This is a genomic window from Halobacterium yunchengense (assembly GCF_037031165.1).
GTDB lineage: Archaea > Halobacteriota > Halobacteria > Halobacteriales > Halobacteriaceae > Halobacterium > Halobacterium yunchengense.
In genome coordinates this window covers 499,788-514,364 of sequence record NZ_JAYEZL010000002.1, presented here as the reverse complement: position 1 = coordinate 514,364, position 14,577 = coordinate 499,788, and the positions used below count along the sequence as shown (strand labels likewise).

General features: G+C 71.6%; 13 protein-coding genes. 9 read left to right on the top strand and 4 right to left on the bottom strand.

What is annotated here, in order from left to right; genetic code table 11:
• Positions 1 to 15: 15 nt before the first annotated feature.
• The 3 genes from U5911_RS07875 to U5911_RS07865 form a co-directional block, all read right to left on the bottom strand.
• A complete protein-coding gene (locus U5911_RS07875) occupies positions 16 to 1,068 on the bottom strand; it encodes an enolase-like domain-containing protein (RefSeq protein ID WP_336036427.1) in 1,053 nt (350 codons plus the stop codon).
• A gap of 54 nt (positions 1,069 to 1,122) precedes the next feature.
• Complete coding sequence (locus U5911_RS07870) at positions 1,123 to 1,791, bottom strand: DUF1405 domain-containing protein (RefSeq protein WP_336036426.1); 669 nt, start codon at positions 1,789 to 1,791, stop codon at positions 1,123 to 1,125.
• A gap of 99 nt (positions 1,792 to 1,890) precedes the next feature.
• Entirely contained in the window at positions 1,891 to 3,786 is a 1,896-nt protein-coding gene (locus tag U5911_RS07865; RefSeq protein WP_336036425.1) for a formate/nitrite transporter family protein, read from the bottom strand.
• 121 nt (positions 3,787 to 3,907) lie between these two features.
• Here U5911_RS07865 and pdxS point away from each other — a divergent pair, with 121 nt between their 5' ends.
• Positions 3,908 to 4,816 (top strand): pyridoxal 5'-phosphate synthase lyase subunit PdxS, encoded by a 909-nt coding sequence (gene pdxS / locus U5911_RS07860; protein WP_336036424.1) that lies wholly within the window; start codon positions 3,908 to 3,910, stop codon positions 4,814 to 4,816.
• Positions 4,817 to 4,953: 137 nt separating this feature from the next.
• Here pdxS and U5911_RS07855 read toward each other — a convergent pair whose 3' ends face one another.
• Positions 4,954 to 5,700: a hypothetical protein gene (locus U5911_RS07855; RefSeq protein ID WP_336036423.1), complete on the bottom strand. Its 747-nt coding sequence runs from the start codon at positions 5,698 to 5,700 to the stop codon at positions 4,954 to 4,956.
• Positions 5,701 to 6,126: 426 nt separating this feature from the next.
• On the opposite strand from U5911_RS07855, the gene U5911_RS07850 reads away from it, so the two are divergent.
• From U5911_RS07850 to U5911_RS07815, 8 genes are all read left to right on the top strand, one after another.
• On the top strand, positions 6,127 to 7,326 hold the full coding sequence (locus tag U5911_RS07850) for a LeuA family protein (RefSeq protein ID WP_336036422.1): 1,200 nt from the start codon (positions 6,127 to 6,129) through the stop codon (positions 7,324 to 7,326).
• Between the two features lie 265 nt (positions 7,327 to 7,591).
• Entirely contained in the window at positions 7,592 to 9,466 is a 1,875-nt protein-coding gene (ilvB, locus tag U5911_RS07845) for a biosynthetic-type acetolactate synthase large subunit (protein WP_336036421.1), read from the top strand.
• Positions 9,463 to 10,113 (top strand): acetolactate synthase small subunit, encoded by a 651-nt coding sequence (gene ilvN, locus U5911_RS07840; RefSeq protein WP_336036420.1) that lies wholly within the window; start codon positions 9,463 to 9,465, stop codon positions 10,111 to 10,113. The genes ilvB and ilvN overlap by 4 nt, the downstream gene beginning before the upstream one ends.
• A complete protein-coding gene (ilvC, locus tag U5911_RS07835) occupies positions 10,110 to 11,168 on the top strand; it encodes a ketol-acid reductoisomerase (RefSeq protein ID WP_336036419.1) in 1,059 nt (352 codons plus the stop codon). Before ilvN ends, ilvC begins: the two co-directional genes overlap by 4 nt.
• Complete coding sequence (locus U5911_RS07830; protein ID WP_336036418.1) at positions 11,161 to 11,487, top strand: DUF7989 family protein; 327 nt, start codon at positions 11,161 to 11,163, stop codon at positions 11,485 to 11,487. Before ilvC ends, U5911_RS07830 begins: the two co-directional genes overlap by 8 nt.
• Positions 11,480 to 12,904 (top strand): 3-isopropylmalate dehydratase large subunit, encoded by a 1,425-nt coding sequence (gene leuC, locus U5911_RS07825; RefSeq protein WP_336036417.1) that lies wholly within the window; start codon positions 11,480 to 11,482, stop codon positions 12,902 to 12,904. Before U5911_RS07830 ends, leuC begins: the two co-directional genes overlap by 8 nt.
• Positions 12,901 to 13,578 carry a 3-isopropylmalate dehydratase small subunit gene (gene leuD, locus U5911_RS07820; RefSeq protein WP_336036415.1) on the top strand — a complete coding sequence of 226 codons (678 nt, stop codon included), beginning with the start codon at positions 12,901 to 12,903 and terminating at the stop codon, positions 13,576 to 13,578. Before leuC ends, leuD begins: the two co-directional genes overlap by 4 nt.
• Positions 13,571 to 14,536, top strand: coding sequence for an isocitrate/isopropylmalate dehydrogenase family protein (locus U5911_RS07815; RefSeq protein WP_336036414.1), 966 nt, complete (start codon positions 13,571 to 13,573; stop codon positions 14,534 to 14,536). Before leuD ends, U5911_RS07815 begins: the two co-directional genes overlap by 8 nt.
• Positions 14,537 to 14,577: the final 41 nt, after the last annotated feature.

The following is a 14,577-nucleotide window of genomic DNA, read 5'->3' as shown; positions in this document are numbered from 1 at the left end:
GACCTCCGCGCCAGCTCAGAACCCGAACCCGGCGTGGTCGTCGGGCACCGAGACCGGACTCCTCGGCGGCTCCGGAGGGAGCTCGGGGTCGTTGTAGACGGCGGGCGCGACGTCGTTCGGGCCGGCCGGGTAGAACAGACTGGCGAGCTCCTGGACCTGCCCGCGGCCGACGGAGAGTTCGAACTGGCCGCCGCCGTACAGCGCGACGTCCTCCTCGAGCGCCCACGCGAGGGTCTCGAACAGGGACTCGAGGGTGCCGAACCGCGAGGGCTTGACGTTCAGCCACGCGACGTCGAAGGGCGCGGCGAGGACGTCCTCGAGGCCGTGGACGGGCGCGTCCCAGGCGACGCGGTCGCTGTGCGCGGCGACCACGTCCCGCGTCTCGTCGGTGACCGCGGGGTCCTCGACGACCGCGTCGGGGAACCGCTCGAAGACGGTCTCGTAGAGGTCGCGGTCGGGGGCCTGGTCGACGTCGGTCCCCTCGTAGCGGCCCTTCAGGTCGAGGACGCGGACGGCGTCGGTGCCGGCGAGGTAGTCGACGGTGTCCCCGTCCCAGTCGGTGGTCGGGTCGAGTTTGAGTTCGGCGTCCGGGTAGCGCTCGAGCAGCGTCTCGACGCGGGCCGTGTCGCCGTCGGGGAGGCGGCTGGAGACGACGAACCGCACGGGGTCGAACGAGCGGTCGAGGACGGCGGCGAGGTCGGTGTCCCGCTGGCGGAGCGCGAGGTCGAGGCCGGCGGCCTCGAACGCCCAGCGCCGGTAGTCGAGGAAGTCCTCGCGGTCCGGGCGGCCGTGCGGCCAGAGGTCGACGTCGTCGAGGCGCGCGGCGAACTCCCCGAGGGTGTACTCGCCCGCGAGGTCGAACGGGTCGCCCCCGGTGGACGCGGCGTACTCGTGGAGGGCGTCGTGGAGCGCGGTCTCGTAGGTGACGTCCTCGCCGCGGCCGGTGTGGCCGTCGCCGGCGAGCGCGACGACGGTGGTGGCGCGAGCGAACGCCGGCGTCTCGCGCTCCAGGCGCTCGAGGGAGACGGATTCGACTGTCAGCGGCAGGTCGGCGACCGCGTCGTACATGCGTCGACGGTCGCGCGGCAGCTCCAAAAACCCCGTCAGTCCACCAGGTCCCCGTCAGTCCACCAGGTCCAGCGCCTTCACGCGGGTCGCGAGCGCGAGGAACGTCGCGAGCAGCGTGAGCGCGACCGCGGCGGCGGCGGCGAGGTCGTGGGCCGCAAGCGAGTGGTCGACGCCGGCCGGCCCGAGTTCCGCGCGCAGCAGCGTGTGGTGGGGGCCGCCGGCGACGGACAGGAAGTAGTCGACGGCGTCGTTGAAGCCGTACCAGGCGACGGCGACCGCGACGGCGCCGACGGAGAACCGCGCGTAGCGGTGGATCACGAACGCCTCCAGCGCCATCGCGAGGTGGCTCAGGACGAGAAACCAGTACATCGCCCACCAGAGCTGGCCCTGGCCGTTCACGAAGAGCTGGACGAACGGCGTCCACAGCCCGAGCTTGATGCAGCCGAAGAACGCGAGCGCGTGCAGCCAGTCCGCGTCGACGTCGAGTTTGTACGCCGCCAGCGAGAGCGCGATGAACAGCGTCGCGACGGGGCTGTCGGGGACGACCGGCCACGCCACCAGCGGCGTCGCCGCGAACTGGACGCGGTAGTACCAGAACCCGAACGCGGTGCCGGCGAGGTTCACCGCGACGATGCCCCACGCCCACCGGAGCGCGACGTCCTCCAGCCACTCGGGCAGCGGCGCGACGTACCACGGGAGGTCCCGGCGGGGCGGCGGCGACATGGCCGGTGGTGGCGCCACCACGTCGAAAACTCTACCGGTGTCGGCGCGACCGGCCGCCTACCGACCGGACAGACCCGCCCACGCACTCGGGCCGGCCGCCTACCGACCGAACAGCCGCGCCCACAGGCTGCGGTCGGTCGCGCGCTCCGCGAGCAGCAGCGAGCAGTCGACGTCGCTGACCAGGTCGAAGTGCAGCGAGTCCGTCACGAGCCGGGACAGCAGGCCGCGGGACGTCGCGCCCACGAGCAGGAGCGAGCAGTCCTCGGCCTCCCGGACGATGGCCGCCTCGACGTCGCCGGAGTCGTCCACGACGAGGTCGGCGTCCGCGAGGCCGTGCTCGGCGGCCCACGACTCGAGGAACTGCTCGGCCTCCTCGCGGTGGTCGGCGTCGCGGGCGACCCGCAGCAGCGTGAGCTCCGAGCCCGCGCTCTCCCTGAGCAGCGACGCGACCTCGGCGTTCAGGTCGGCGTGAGCGTTGTCCGCCACCGACAGGAGGACGCGGGACGCGTCCAGGCCGCGGTCCTTGAACACGAGGACGTCCGCCGACAGGCTGTTCGTGAGCTCGTCGAGCGGGCGCTCCGCGCGGCCGTTCGACCAGAGGCGGTCCTCCCCCCACCCCATCAGCACGAGGTCGGCGTCCTCGCGCTCGGCGACGTCGAAGATCTCCTGGAAGGAGCGGTGGGAGACCACCGTCGACGTCCGGTAGTCGACGTCGTAGCCCTCCGCGACGTCGCGGATGTCCGCGAGCAGGGTGTCGGACTGCTCGACGATGCGCTGGCGCTGGTCGACGCGGTAGCCCCGCGGCGTCCGGTCGGGCATCTGTACGATGTGGACGATGTCGACGACGGCGTTTTGCTTCTGCGCGGCGAGCGTGCACGCGAGCTTCACGAGCGCGGTCTCCGTGCGCGGGTTCGAGATGGGGACGACGATGCGGAACTGGCCGGCGCCGTGGTGGCCCTCGGCGGTGTCGATGAGGGGGACGTACGAGCGGCCGGCCAGCCCGCCGAGCAGCCACTCGCGGAGGGAGAGCTGTCGGGTCGCGCCCTCGAAGCGCGCGGACGCGAGCCGGTACTCCGTCGTCTGGAAGTAGTTCACGACGGTGACGAGCACGACGCCGCCGGCGGTGTTCCCGAGCAGGACGGGGAGGACGAACTCCCAGAGGCCGACGCCGACGCCGAGGCTGCCCTGGAGGACGAGGTACGTCATCTCCGTGAACGAGACCACGGAGTGGTAGAGCCCGCCCAGGGGGATGGCGAGGAACGCGAGGTAGACGACCACGAGCCGCGAGATGGTGTCCCGGGCGGCGTACTCCACCCAGACGACGCCGGCGACGATGAGGCCGGCGAACGCCGCCTTCGAGAACAGGCTCCACCAGGGCGTGTCGACGCCCGTCTGCGCGAGGTCGACGGCGTACCCGCCGGCCGCCGGGGAGATGACGCTGCCGAACGCGAGCGCGGCGGCGCCGAGCGCGCCGCCCGCGAAGTTCCCGGCGAGCACCACCACCCAGTTCCGCAGCAGCGCGGGGACGCTGGCGAGCCGCTCGAGGGTGAGCGCCACCGGCGGGAGCGTGTTCTCGGTGTACAGCTGGTAGCCGCCGATGATGATGTAGATGAACCCCAGGGGGTACAGCATGGCGCTGAGGACGACGTCGCCGCCGGTCTCCGCCTTCAGCGTCACGTACAGCATGAACGTCACGGTGATGGCGAACCCGCCGGCGAGCGCGCTGAAGAACAGCTCCCGGCTGCCGGAGGTGATCTCCTCGTCGGCGGCCGCGATGATGCGCTGGAAGATCTCGTCGCTCGTGAAGCGGTCGCGGACGACCGACCCGACAGCGGGGGCGCCGCTGCGCGACCGCTCGATGGCCTCCCGGACCGAGCGCTCGGCCTCGTCGGCGTCCTCGTGGACGTCCGCCGTGCTGGGCGCGTCCGCGGTGGCGTCCGCCGTCCCCCTGTCGGCCCCGTCCGGGGGGCCGTCCGTGGGTGCGTCGTCGCTCATCATCGGCTCCCTCGGGGGGGCGACCCAAATCGTTTGGCATGTCCGGGGCGCCGGCCGGGCGCCCGGACGCGGCCGTGCCGCAACCAACTGTATTAAGCGGCGGCGCGCGCAACACCCACGTATGCCGACTGAGACCGACCTCGAGGACTTGCGGCGCGGCAGCGACCTCGTGAAACGCGGGTTCGCGAAGATGCAGAAAGGCGGCGTCATCATGGACGTCGTGAACGCCGAGCAGGCCAGGATCGCCGAGGAGGCGGGCGCGGTCGCGGTGATGTCCCTGGAGGCCGTGCCGGCGGACATCCGGAAGCGCGGCGGCGTCGCGCGGATGGCCGACCCGGCGGACGTCCAGGAGATCATCGACGCCGTCTCCATCCCCGTGATGGGGAAATCGCGCATCGGCCACACGAAGGAGGCCGAGATCCTGGAGGCCGTGGGCGTGGACATGATCGACGAGTCCGAGGTGCTGACGCCCGCCGACGACAAGTACCACATCGACAAGCGCGAGTTCACGTCGCCGTTCGTCTGCGGCGCGCGCGACCTCGGCGAGGCGCTGCGGCGCATCGACGAGGGCGCGGCGATGATCCGGACGAAGGGCGAGGCCGGCACCGGGGACGTCAACCAGGCGGTCCACCACCAGCGCACCATCAAGGGCGCCATCCGCGAGCTCGAGGGGATGACCTACGAGGAGCGCGAGCACTACGCCCGCGACATCGAGGCGCCGGCCGAACTCGTCCACGAGACCGCGGAGATGGGGCGGCTGCCGGTCGTGAACTTCGCGGCGGGCGGCATCGCGACGCCCGCGGACGCGGCGCTGATGATGCACCACGAGTGCGACGGCATCTTCGTCGGCTCGGGCATCTTCGGCGCCGAGGACCCGGAGGCGATGGGGCGGGCCATCGTCGACGCCGTGAACAACTGGGACGACCCCGAGCGCCTCGCGGAGATCTCCGCGAACATCGGCGCCGGCATGAAGGGCGAGGCGAACGTCGACCTCCCCGAGGAGGAGCAGCTCCAGGACCGCGGGAACTGACGGCGACGTAGCGTTCTGGGTCCCGTTCTTCTCCCGGCCACGCTGGACAGCGACGGCGCTGCTCGACGGCCGTGAGGGCGGGACTTTCGAGGACGCGTCGGCGGCGGAGTCGCCGACGGAAGCGGCGCCCGCGGGGACTAGAAGCCGCCCCAGCGGATGTAGACCATGGTGGCGACGACGCCGAGCTGGAAGACGCCCTGGACGCCGCCGAGCTTGGCGTTGCGCATGCCGATGTCGGCGATGACCTGGGGGTCAGGGCGCTCGGAGGCCATCTGTCTGTACATGCGGACTTCGCCGGGCATGAGGACGCCGAAGCCGAGAACGTTGAGGACGGCGACGATGGCGAGCGCGGCGACGAAGACGGGTTCGGTCCACGCGAAGTTCGGGAGCGTGACGGCGAGGTAGGCGCCGCTGACGGCGAGGACGACGGCGAACCAGGCCTGCCAGCGCCAGTCGCGGTAGGCGTCGAACTCCCGGCCGAGCAGGAGCATCGTCGGCACGAGTGCGGCGGCGGTGAACAGCGCGAGCCAGACGTGGGCGTGCGAGAAGATACCGGGGAGGCGGAGCGCCAGCGTGATGCCGCCGGCGATGGTGACGGCTGCGAGCGTCGGGAGGAGGAACGACGTCTTCGGGGTGAGCCGCTGGAAGAAGCTGGCGCGGTCCTCGACGTCGAGGCCGCCGACGGCGGGGCCGAGCGCGACGGCCATGAAGAGGTCGATGCCGGTCCAGAGCACGCCCGCCATGACGTGGACGTAGGTGTGCTGCTGGACGGTGCCGGCGGTGGCGGCGTACGCGAGCGCGGCGAGCGGGACGCCGACGACGCCGACGGCGAACGCCGGGTTCGCGCGGCGGGCGAGGCCGGCGACGGTGCCCCGGACGGTCACGCGGTCACCCCCCGTTCGCGTGGCTGCGTTCTGTGTGCGGTGCGCGTGTCGTCGACGTGCCGCGGACGCATACGCTCACGTTTCAACCCCGTATCATAACGGTTGGGGGAGCGGCAGCCTGGACGCGGCGGGGGCCGGCGACCACCGACGGACCGACCGGTTGCGGAGCGCGCGCACGCCGCGCGCCGCCGCCAGAACCGGCTCGAACGGGGCGAATCCGGCGTTCCTCTCGGACGCCAGACCATACAGTCGTAAGACGCGTACCCCACACCTAATATTCCCTTTGACGTACCGCCGTCTTGCACTTCCCGGGTTTCGGCGTTCGGCGCGGCGCGGTCCCCGAGCCGAGCGCGTCTGTCAGGGGGAAAGGCGTAAATAGGAGGGGGCGGTGTGAAGGTGACACGATGTCTCACAACGAGGCGCCCGGTGCAAGTCCGGGGGAACGAGTTCTTCCAGGGCACGTTAGCCCAGCGTAGCGAGTTCGAGACGGTACGAGTTTTCGACACGACGCTCCGAGACGGCGAGCAGACGCCACGCACGTCGTTCAGTTACGACGACAAGCGCGCCATCGCGGCCGCGCTCGACGACGCGAACGTGGACGTCATCGAGGCCGGCTTCCCCGCGAACAGCGAGCAGGAAGCCCGGGCCGTCGCGGACATCGCCGAGTCGACCGACGCCACCACCTGCGGGCTCGCCCGCGTCGTGGAGTCGGACGTCGAGGCGGCGCTGGACGCCGGCGTGGACATGGTACACGTGTTCGCGTCCACCAGCGACGTCCAGATCGAGGACTCCATGCACAGCACGAGAGACCAGGTCGTCCAGCGCTCGGTCGACGCCGTCGGGCAGGCGAAGTCGGCGGCCGTCGAGGTGATGTTCTCGCCGATGGACGCCACCCGCACGGACCCCGAGTTCCTCGCGGAGATCGTCGAGGCCGTCGACGACGTCGGCGTGGACTGGATCAACATCCCGGACACGTGCGGCGTCGCGACGCCGAACCGGTTCGCCGACCTCGTCGAGTTCGTCGGCGAGCACACCGACGCCCGCATCGACGTGCACACGCACGACGACTTCGGGCTGGCGACCGCGAACGCCCTGGCGGGCGTGGAGGCGGGCGCCGACCAGGTGCAGGTGTCCGTGAACGGCATCGGCGAGCGCGCCGGCAACGCCGCCTTCGAGGAGGTCGTGATGGCCGCCGAGAGCGTCTACGGCGCCGACACCGGCGTCGACACGACCGCCATCAGCGACATCTCCGAGCAGGTCGCCGACCGGTCGTCCGTCCCGGTGCCCGTGAACAAGCCCGTGGTCGGCGCGAACGCCTTCGCCCACGAGTCCGGCATCCACGCGGCCGGCGTCATCGAGAACAGCGAGACGTTCGAGCCCGGCGTGATGACCCCGGAGATGGTCGGCGCGGAGCGGGAGGTCGTGCTCGGGAAGCACTCGGGCACGCACGCCGTCCGCCAGCACCTCGTCGAGGAGGGGTACAACCCCACCGAGGACCAGGTGCGCGAGGTCACGAAGAAGGTGAAAGCCCACGCCAGCGGCGACGAGGTCGTCACGAAGGCCGTCCTGCGGGCGTTCGCGGGCGAGGTCGGCGTGGAGCGCGACCGGGAGGAGGTGACGGCGTAGCCATGCCCGGTAAGCGTTGCGCGGCCAGCAACAGCTATAAGCGTCGACCCCATTGTGCGACCCACGATGCAGTCGCACGCCGCACGCAGGGGTCTTCTCGCGGTCAGCGGCGCGGCTGTCGGGATTCGCGGTATTGTAGGGGCGTAAGCTCCCCTACCAATACCCACTCCAGTTCCGGCGATTCTCACACACGACCGACAGCCACGACAGCAGCCGCGATGCACACCACGACCACGCGCGACACGACACCGCACGAGGGGTATCGATGAGCGAACACCAGCCGATGCCGGAGACCGACGGCGCGGACGACGGAACCGACCGACGGACCGACGGCCAGTCGGCGGACGCGGCCGGCGAGCGCCCCGAGGGCGCCGCCACTGACGCCGAAGGGGCGGCCGCCGATGCCGCAGACCAGACCGAAGACGCCACCGACGCGGCGGGCGAGCGGGCCGCGCAGACGGGCGCGGACTCGGTCGTCGCCTCCCTGGAGGCCGCGGGCGTCGACACCGTCTTCGGCGTGCAGGGCGGCGCCATCATGCCCGTCTACGACGCGCTGTACGGCTCCGAGGCGGTGACGCACGTGACGATGGCCCACGAGCAGGGCGCCGCGCACGCCGCGGACGCCTACGGCGCGGTCAGCGGCGAGCCGGGCGTCTGCCTGGCGACGTCTGGGCCGGGCGCGACGAACCTCGTGACCGGCATCGCCGACGCGGACATGGACTCCGAGCCCGTCGTCGCGCTGACCGGCCAGGTGCCGACCGACCTCGTCGGCAACGACGCGTTCCAGGAGACGGACACCGTCGGCGTCACGACGCCCATCACGAAGTCGAACTACTTCGCGTCCAGCCCGGACACGGTCGGCGAGGACGTGAGCACGGCGTTCGCGCTCGCGAACCACGGCCGGCAGGGGCCGACGCTCGTCGACCTGCCGAAGGACGTGACCCGCGGCGAGACCGACGCCCAGCCCGTCGAGCCCGAGGTCCCGGACACGGTGCGCGTCCAGGAGCGCGCGCCGGCCGACGAGGTGGCGGCGGCCGCCGAGACCGTCGCGGAGAGCGAGCGACCGGTCGTCCTGGCTGGCGGCGGCGTCGTGAAAGGCGACGCCACCGACGAGGTCTACGAGTTCGCCACCGCCCACGACATCCCCGTGGTGACGACGATGCCGGGCATCGGCGCGTTCCCGGAGGACCACGACCTCGCCCTGGAGATGGCGGGGATGCACGGCACCGGCTACGCGAACATGGCGGTCACGATGACCGACTGCCTGGTCGCGGTCGGCACGCGGTTCGACGACCGCCTGACCGGCGGCGTCGACTCGTTCGCGCCGGACGCCGAGGTCGTCCACGTCGACATCGACCCCGCGGAGATCTCGAAGAACGTCGAGGCCGACCACCCGCTGGTCGGGGACGCCGCGACGGTCGTCGACCAGCTCGCGGACGCGATGCCGCGCTCGCCCGACACCGCGGAGTGGGTCGCGCAGTGCGAGGCGTGGAAGGCGGAGTACCCCCTGGACTACCGCGCCCCCGAGGACGAGCCGGTGAAGCCCCAGTACGTCGTCGAGACGGTGGACGCGGCGACCGACGACGACACCGTCGTGACGACCGGCGTCGGCCAGCACCAGATGTGGGCGTGCCAGTACTGGACGTACACCCAGCCGCGCACGTGGGTGTCCAGTCACGGCCTCGGCGCGATGGGGTACGGCCTGCCGTCGGCCATCGGCGCGCGCCTCGCCGCGGACGACGACCAGTCGGTCGTCTGCTTCGACGGCGACGGGTCGTTCCTGATGACCTGCCAGGAGCTCGTCGTCGCGGTGCGCGAGCAACTGGACGTCACGGTGTTCGTGCTGAACAACGAGGCCATCGGGATGGTCCGCCAGTGGCAGGACGCGTTCTTCGAGGGGCGCCGCATGGCCTCCGAGTACCCCTGGGTGCCGGAGTTCGACAAGCTGGCGGAGGCGTTCGGCGCCGACGGCTTCCGCATCGAGGACTACGACGACGTCCCGGACGTCGTCGAGGAGGCGCTGGCCGTCGACGGCCCGAGCGTCGTGGACGTCTACATCGACCCCACCGAGAACGTCTACCCGATGGTGCCGTCGGGCGGCGACAACGGCCAGTTCGCGCTGACGGAGGACCAGCTATGAGCGAGCGCGAGACGACGCCCGACGACGAGGACGCGCGGACGCACGGCCTGCCGGGGCCGGCGCCCGAGGAGCGCCAGCGGCCGCGGGGCCGCCGGAACAGCCAAGGCATCCGCATCGACCCGGAAGTCGAGGCCGAACACCCGCCGCGCCGCACCGTCATCTCCGCGCTCGTCGAACACGAGCCCGGCGTGCTGGCGCGCGTCTCCGGGCTGTTCAGCCGCCGTCAGTTCAACATCGAGTCGCTGACCGTCGCGGACACCCAGAACGACGACTGGGCGCGCATCACGGTCGTCGTCGAGGAGCCCGACCCCGGCATCGACCAGATCGAGAAGCAACTGGAGAAGGTCGTCCCCGTCATCCACGTCCGGGAGCTGGCCGAGGACGCCGTGACCCGGGAGCTCGTGGTTGTGAAGGTGGACGCCGACCGCCCCCACGAGGTCCACGCCATCACGGAGATGTACGAGGGGAAGACCCTCGACGCCGGTCCGCGGACGATCACGGTCGAGCTGACCGGCGACGAACGGAAGATCGACGACGCCATCGACGCCTACCGCCAGTTCGGCATCCGCGAGATCGCGCGGACCGGACAGACGGCGCTGGCGCGCGGCGAGACGAAAACTGCAGTCGTTCCAGACTACCTCAAATGACAGACGAAGACGAATTCACGCAGCCGGTGTACCACGAATCGGACACGGACCGACGCTACGTCGAGGACAAGACGGTCGCCGTCCTCGGCTACGGCAGCCAGGGGCACGCGCACGCCCAGAACCTCGCGGACAGCGGGGTGGACGTCGTCGTCGGCCTCCGCGAGGACTCGTCGTCGCGTGCGGCCGCCCAGGAGGACGGCCTGCGCGTGGCGACGCCCGTCGAGGCGGCCAGCGAGGCGGACGTCGTGTCCGTGCTCGTCCCGGACACCGTCCAGCCGTCGGTGTTCGCGGACATCGAGCCCGAGCTGGACGCCGGCGACACGCTCCAGTTCGCGCACGGCTTCAACATCCACTACGGCCAGATCGAGCCGCCCGAGCGCGTCGACGTGACGATGATCGCGCCGAAGTCCCCCGGCCACCTGGTGCGCCGCAACTACGAGGCCGGCCAGGGGACGCCCGCGCTGCTGGCGGTCTACCAGAACGCCACCGGCGAGGCGCGCCAGGAGGCGCTGGCGTACGCGGACGCCATCGGCTGCGCGCGCGCCGGCGTCGTGGAGACGACGTTCCGCGAGGAGACCGAGACCGACCTCTTCGGCGAGCAGGCCGTCCTCTGCGGCGGCGTCGCGGAGCTGACGAAGGCGGGCTACGAGACGCTCGTCGAGGCGGGCTACAGCCCGGAGATGGCGTACTTCGAGTGCCTGAACGAGCTGAAGCTCATCGTCGACCTGATGTACGAGGGCGGGCTCGGCGCGATGTGGGACTCCGTCTCGGACACCGCGGAGTACGGCGGCCTGACGCGCGGCGACGCGGTCGTCGACGAGTCCGTCCGCGAGAACATGGAGGACGTCCTCGAGCAGGTCCAGAACGGCGAGTTCGCCCGCGAGTGGATCGCGGAGAACCAGGCGAACCGGCCGTCGTACCGCCAGCGCCGCAAGGCCGAGAAGAACCACGACATCGAGGACGTCGGCGAGCGCCTCCGCCAGCTGTTCGCGTGGGCCGAGGCGGAGACCGAAGAGGAGCGCGAGCGCGAGCAGGGGGTGAGCGCGGATGACTGAGCGGACGCTGAAGGACGTCAGCCAGCGCAACCCGGCCGCGCCCGAGCACTCGCGGGACGTCTTCGACCGGATGTTCCAGCGCGGCCCGGACGTCGCCGCCGACGGCGGCGAGCGCGGCGCGGCGAAGCGCCGCGGAGCGGACGACCCGGCGGAGGACGGCGAACAGCGAGCCGCGGGGGAGACGGTGCCCGTCGACGAGCAGACCCTCAAGCACGTGGACAAGACGCCGCCGGGCGAGGACGAGGGCGCGAACCCGGTCTGGGAGCGCGGCGGCGAGCCGGGCGTACGCGAGGCGGACGCCGAGGACGCCGATGAGTGAGGGCACGCTCTACGACGAGGTCTGGGACCGGCACGCGGTGACGGAGCTGCCGACCGGTCAGACGCAGCTGTTCGTCGGCCTCCACCTCGTCCACGAGGTGACGAGCCCGCAGGCGTTCGGGATGCTCGAGGAGCGCGGCCTCGACGTCGCGTACCCCGAGCGGACGCACGCGACCGTCGACCACATCGTGCCGACGGCCGACCAGTCGCGGCCGTACAGCGACGACGCGGCCGAGGAGATGATGAGCGAACTGGAGGCGAACGTCCGCGAGGCGGGCATCGAGTTCAGCGACCCGACGACGGGCCGCCAGGGCATCGTGCACGTCGTCGGCCCCGAGCAGGGGCTGACCCAGCCCGGCATGACCATCGTCTGCGGGGACTCGCACACGGCGACCCACGGCGCGTTCGGCGCGCTGGCGTTCGGCATCGGCACGTCCCAGATCCGGGACGTGCTGGCGACCGGCTGCGTCGCGATGGAGAAACAGGACGTCCGCCGCATCGAGGTCACCGGCGAGCTCGACGAGGGCGTGACGCCGAAAGACGTCATCCTCCAGGTCATCCGGAGGCTCGGGACGGACGGCGGCGTCGGCTACGTCTACGAGTACGGCGGCGAGGCCGTCGAGGCGATGGACATGGCCGGCCGCATGAGCATCTGCAACATGAGCATCGAGGGCGGCGCTCGCGCCGGCTACGTCAACCCCGACGAGACCACCTACGAGTACCTCCGCGGCCGCGAGAAGGTCCCGGAGGGCGAGGCGTTCGAGGAGCTGAAGGCCTACTGGGAGTCCGTGAAGAGCGACCCGGACGCCGAGTACGACGACGTCGTCACCGTCGACGGCGACGCCCTGGAGCCGACGGTGACGTGGGGGACGACGCCCGGACAGGGCGTCGGCATCACCGAGGAGATTCCCGCGCCCGAGGACCTGCCCGCGGACGAGCGGGAGACCGCGCGCAGCGCGCAGGAACACATGGAGGTCGAGCCCGGCGACACGATGGCGGGCTACCCAATCGACGTGGCGTTCCTCGGCAGCTGCACGAACGCGCGCCTGCCCGACCTCCGGGAGGCCGCCGAAGTCGTGCGGGGCCGGGAGGTCCACGACGACGTGCGCGCGATGGTCGTGCCGGGCAGCCAGCAGGTGAAGGCCGCCGCCGAGGCCGAGGGCCTCGACGAGGTCTTCACGGAGGCCGGCTTCGACTGGCGCGGCGCGGGCTGTTCGATGTGCCTCGGCATGAACGAGGACCAGCTGGTCGGCGACGAGCGCTGTGCGTCCTCGTCGAACCGGAACTTCGTCGGCCGCCAGGGCTCGAAGGACGGCCGCACCGTCCTGATGAGCCCGCCGATGGTCGCCGCGGCGGCGGTCACCGGCGAGGTCACGGACGTCCGCGACCTGGAGCGCTTCGAGGAGGTGCGCGCATGAGCGCCGACGCCAGCGACGGCGACGGCGGCCCGGCGGAAATCGTCGAGCAGGTGACCGGCACGGGCGTGCCCGTGCGCGGGAACGACATCGACACGGACGAGATCATCCCGGCGCGCTTCCTGAAGGTCGTGACGTTCGACGGCCTCGGGCAGTTCGCGTTCTTCGACGTCAGATTCGACAGCGCGACTCCGGAGGAGTCCCGAGACGGAGACGGCGAAGCCGTCGGAGTGGACGAGCCGAAAGACCACCCGTTCAACGACCAGCGCTTCCAGGGCGCCAACGTCCTCGCGGTGAACGCGAACTTCGGCTGTGGCTCCTCGCGGGAGCACGCGCCGCAGGCGCTGATGCGGTGGGGCATCGACGCCATCGTCGGCGAGTCGTTCGCCGAGATCTTCGCGGGGAACTGCCTCGCGCTCGGCATCCCCACGGTCACCGCCTCGCAGGATGACGTCGAGGCGCTCCAGGACTTCGTCGACGACAACCCGGACGCGGAGATCGAAGTCGACGTCGTGAACGAGGAAGTCCGGTACGGCGACGCCACTATCGACGCCGAGGTCGGCGACGCGCAGCGGCGCGCGCTCGTCGAGGGCGTCTGGGACACGACCGCGCTGATGCGGTCGAACGCCGACACAGTGAAGGAGACGGCCGCCAGCCTCCCCTACACCGATGTCTGAGGTGATCGCCGTCGTCCCCGGGGACGGCATCGGCCGGGAGGTGACGCCCGTCGCCGCGGACGTGCTGGACGCCGTCGGCGACTTCGAGTTCGTGCACGCCGACGCCGGCGACGCCGTGAAGGAATCGCAGGGCACCCCGCTGCCCGAGGAGACACGGGAGACCGTCGTGGGGGCGGACGCCACGCTGTTCGGCGCGGCGGGCGACACCGCCGCCGACGTCGTGTTGCCGCTGCGCGCGGCCATCGACTCGTTCGTGAACGTCCGGCCCGCGCGCACGTACCCGGGCGTGGACGCGGTCCAGCCCGAGACAGACCTCGTGTTCCTCCGGGAGAACTCGGAGGGCGTCTACGCCGGCATCGAGTCCGAGATCGCAGCGGGCGTGACGACGACGACGCGCGTGATCACGCGGGAGGCCAGCGAGCGCCTCGCGGAGTTCGCCGTCGACTACGCGCCCGAGGGGTTCACGCTCGCGCACAAGGCGAACGTGATGCGGACGACCGACGGCCTGTTCAAGGAGGCCGTCGAGGGCGTCGCCGACGAGCACGGCGTGCCGACCGAGCCGGTCCTGATGGACGCGCTCGCGATGCACCTCACGATGAACCCCGAGGCGTACGACGTCGTCGTGACGCCGAACCTCGCGGGCGACGTGCTCTCGGACCTCGCGGCCGGCCTGGTCGGCGGCCTCGGCCTGCTGCCGTCCGCGAACGTCGGCCCCGACAACGGGATGTTCGAGCCGGTGCACGGCACCGCGCCGGACATCGCCGGCGAGGGCGTCGCGAACCCGGCGGCCGCGGTGCTGTCCGCGGCGATGCTACTGGAGTTCCTCGGCTACGACGAGGACGGCCGCCGCGTCCGGGCGGCCGTCGAGGGCGTGCTCGCGGACGGCCCGCGGACGCCCGACCTCGGCGGCGACGCCACCACCGAGCAGGTCGGCGACGCCATCCTCGACCGGCTGTAGCGCCGCGGCGCCGCCGCTCACACGATTCTGGCCCGCCTGTC

Bases quoted from the DNA above. Each gene is read 5' to 3' on its own strand.
- U5911_RS07875 (WP_336036427.1), bottom strand. From the start codon at position 1,068: ATGTACGACGCGGTCGCCGACCTGCCGCTGACAGTCGAATCCGTCTCC.
- U5911_RS07870 (WP_336036426.1), bottom strand. From the start codon at position 1,791: ATGTCGCCGCCGCCCCGCCGGGACCTCCCGTGGTACGTCGCGCCGCTG.
- U5911_RS07865 (WP_336036425.1), bottom strand. From the start codon at position 3,786: ATGAGCGACGACGCACCCACGGACGGCCCCCCGGACGGGGCCGACAGG.
- pdxS (WP_336036424.1), top strand. From the start codon at position 3,908: ATGCCGACTGAGACCGACCTCGAGGACTTGCGGCGCGGCAGCGACCTC.
- ilvB (WP_336036421.1), top strand. From the start codon at position 7,592: ATGAGCGAACACCAGCCGATGCCGGAGACCGACGGCGCGGACGACGGA.
- ilvN (WP_336036420.1), top strand. From the start codon at position 9,463: ATGAGCGAGCGCGAGACGACGCCCGACGACGAGGACGCGCGGACGCAC.
- ilvC (WP_336036419.1), top strand. From the start codon at position 10,110: ATGACAGACGAAGACGAATTCACGCAGCCGGTGTACCACGAATCGGAC.
- U5911_RS07830 (WP_336036418.1), top strand. From the start codon at position 11,161: ATGACTGAGCGGACGCTGAAGGACGTCAGCCAGCGCAACCCGGCCGCG.
- leuC (WP_336036417.1), top strand. From the start codon at position 11,480: ATGAGTGAGGGCACGCTCTACGACGAGGTCTGGGACCGGCACGCGGTG.
- leuD (WP_336036415.1), top strand. From the start codon at position 12,901: ATGAGCGCCGACGCCAGCGACGGCGACGGCGGCCCGGCGGAAATCGTC.
- U5911_RS07815 (WP_336036414.1), top strand. From the start codon at position 13,571: ATGTCTGAGGTGATCGCCGTCGTCCCCGGGGACGGCATCGGCCGGGAG.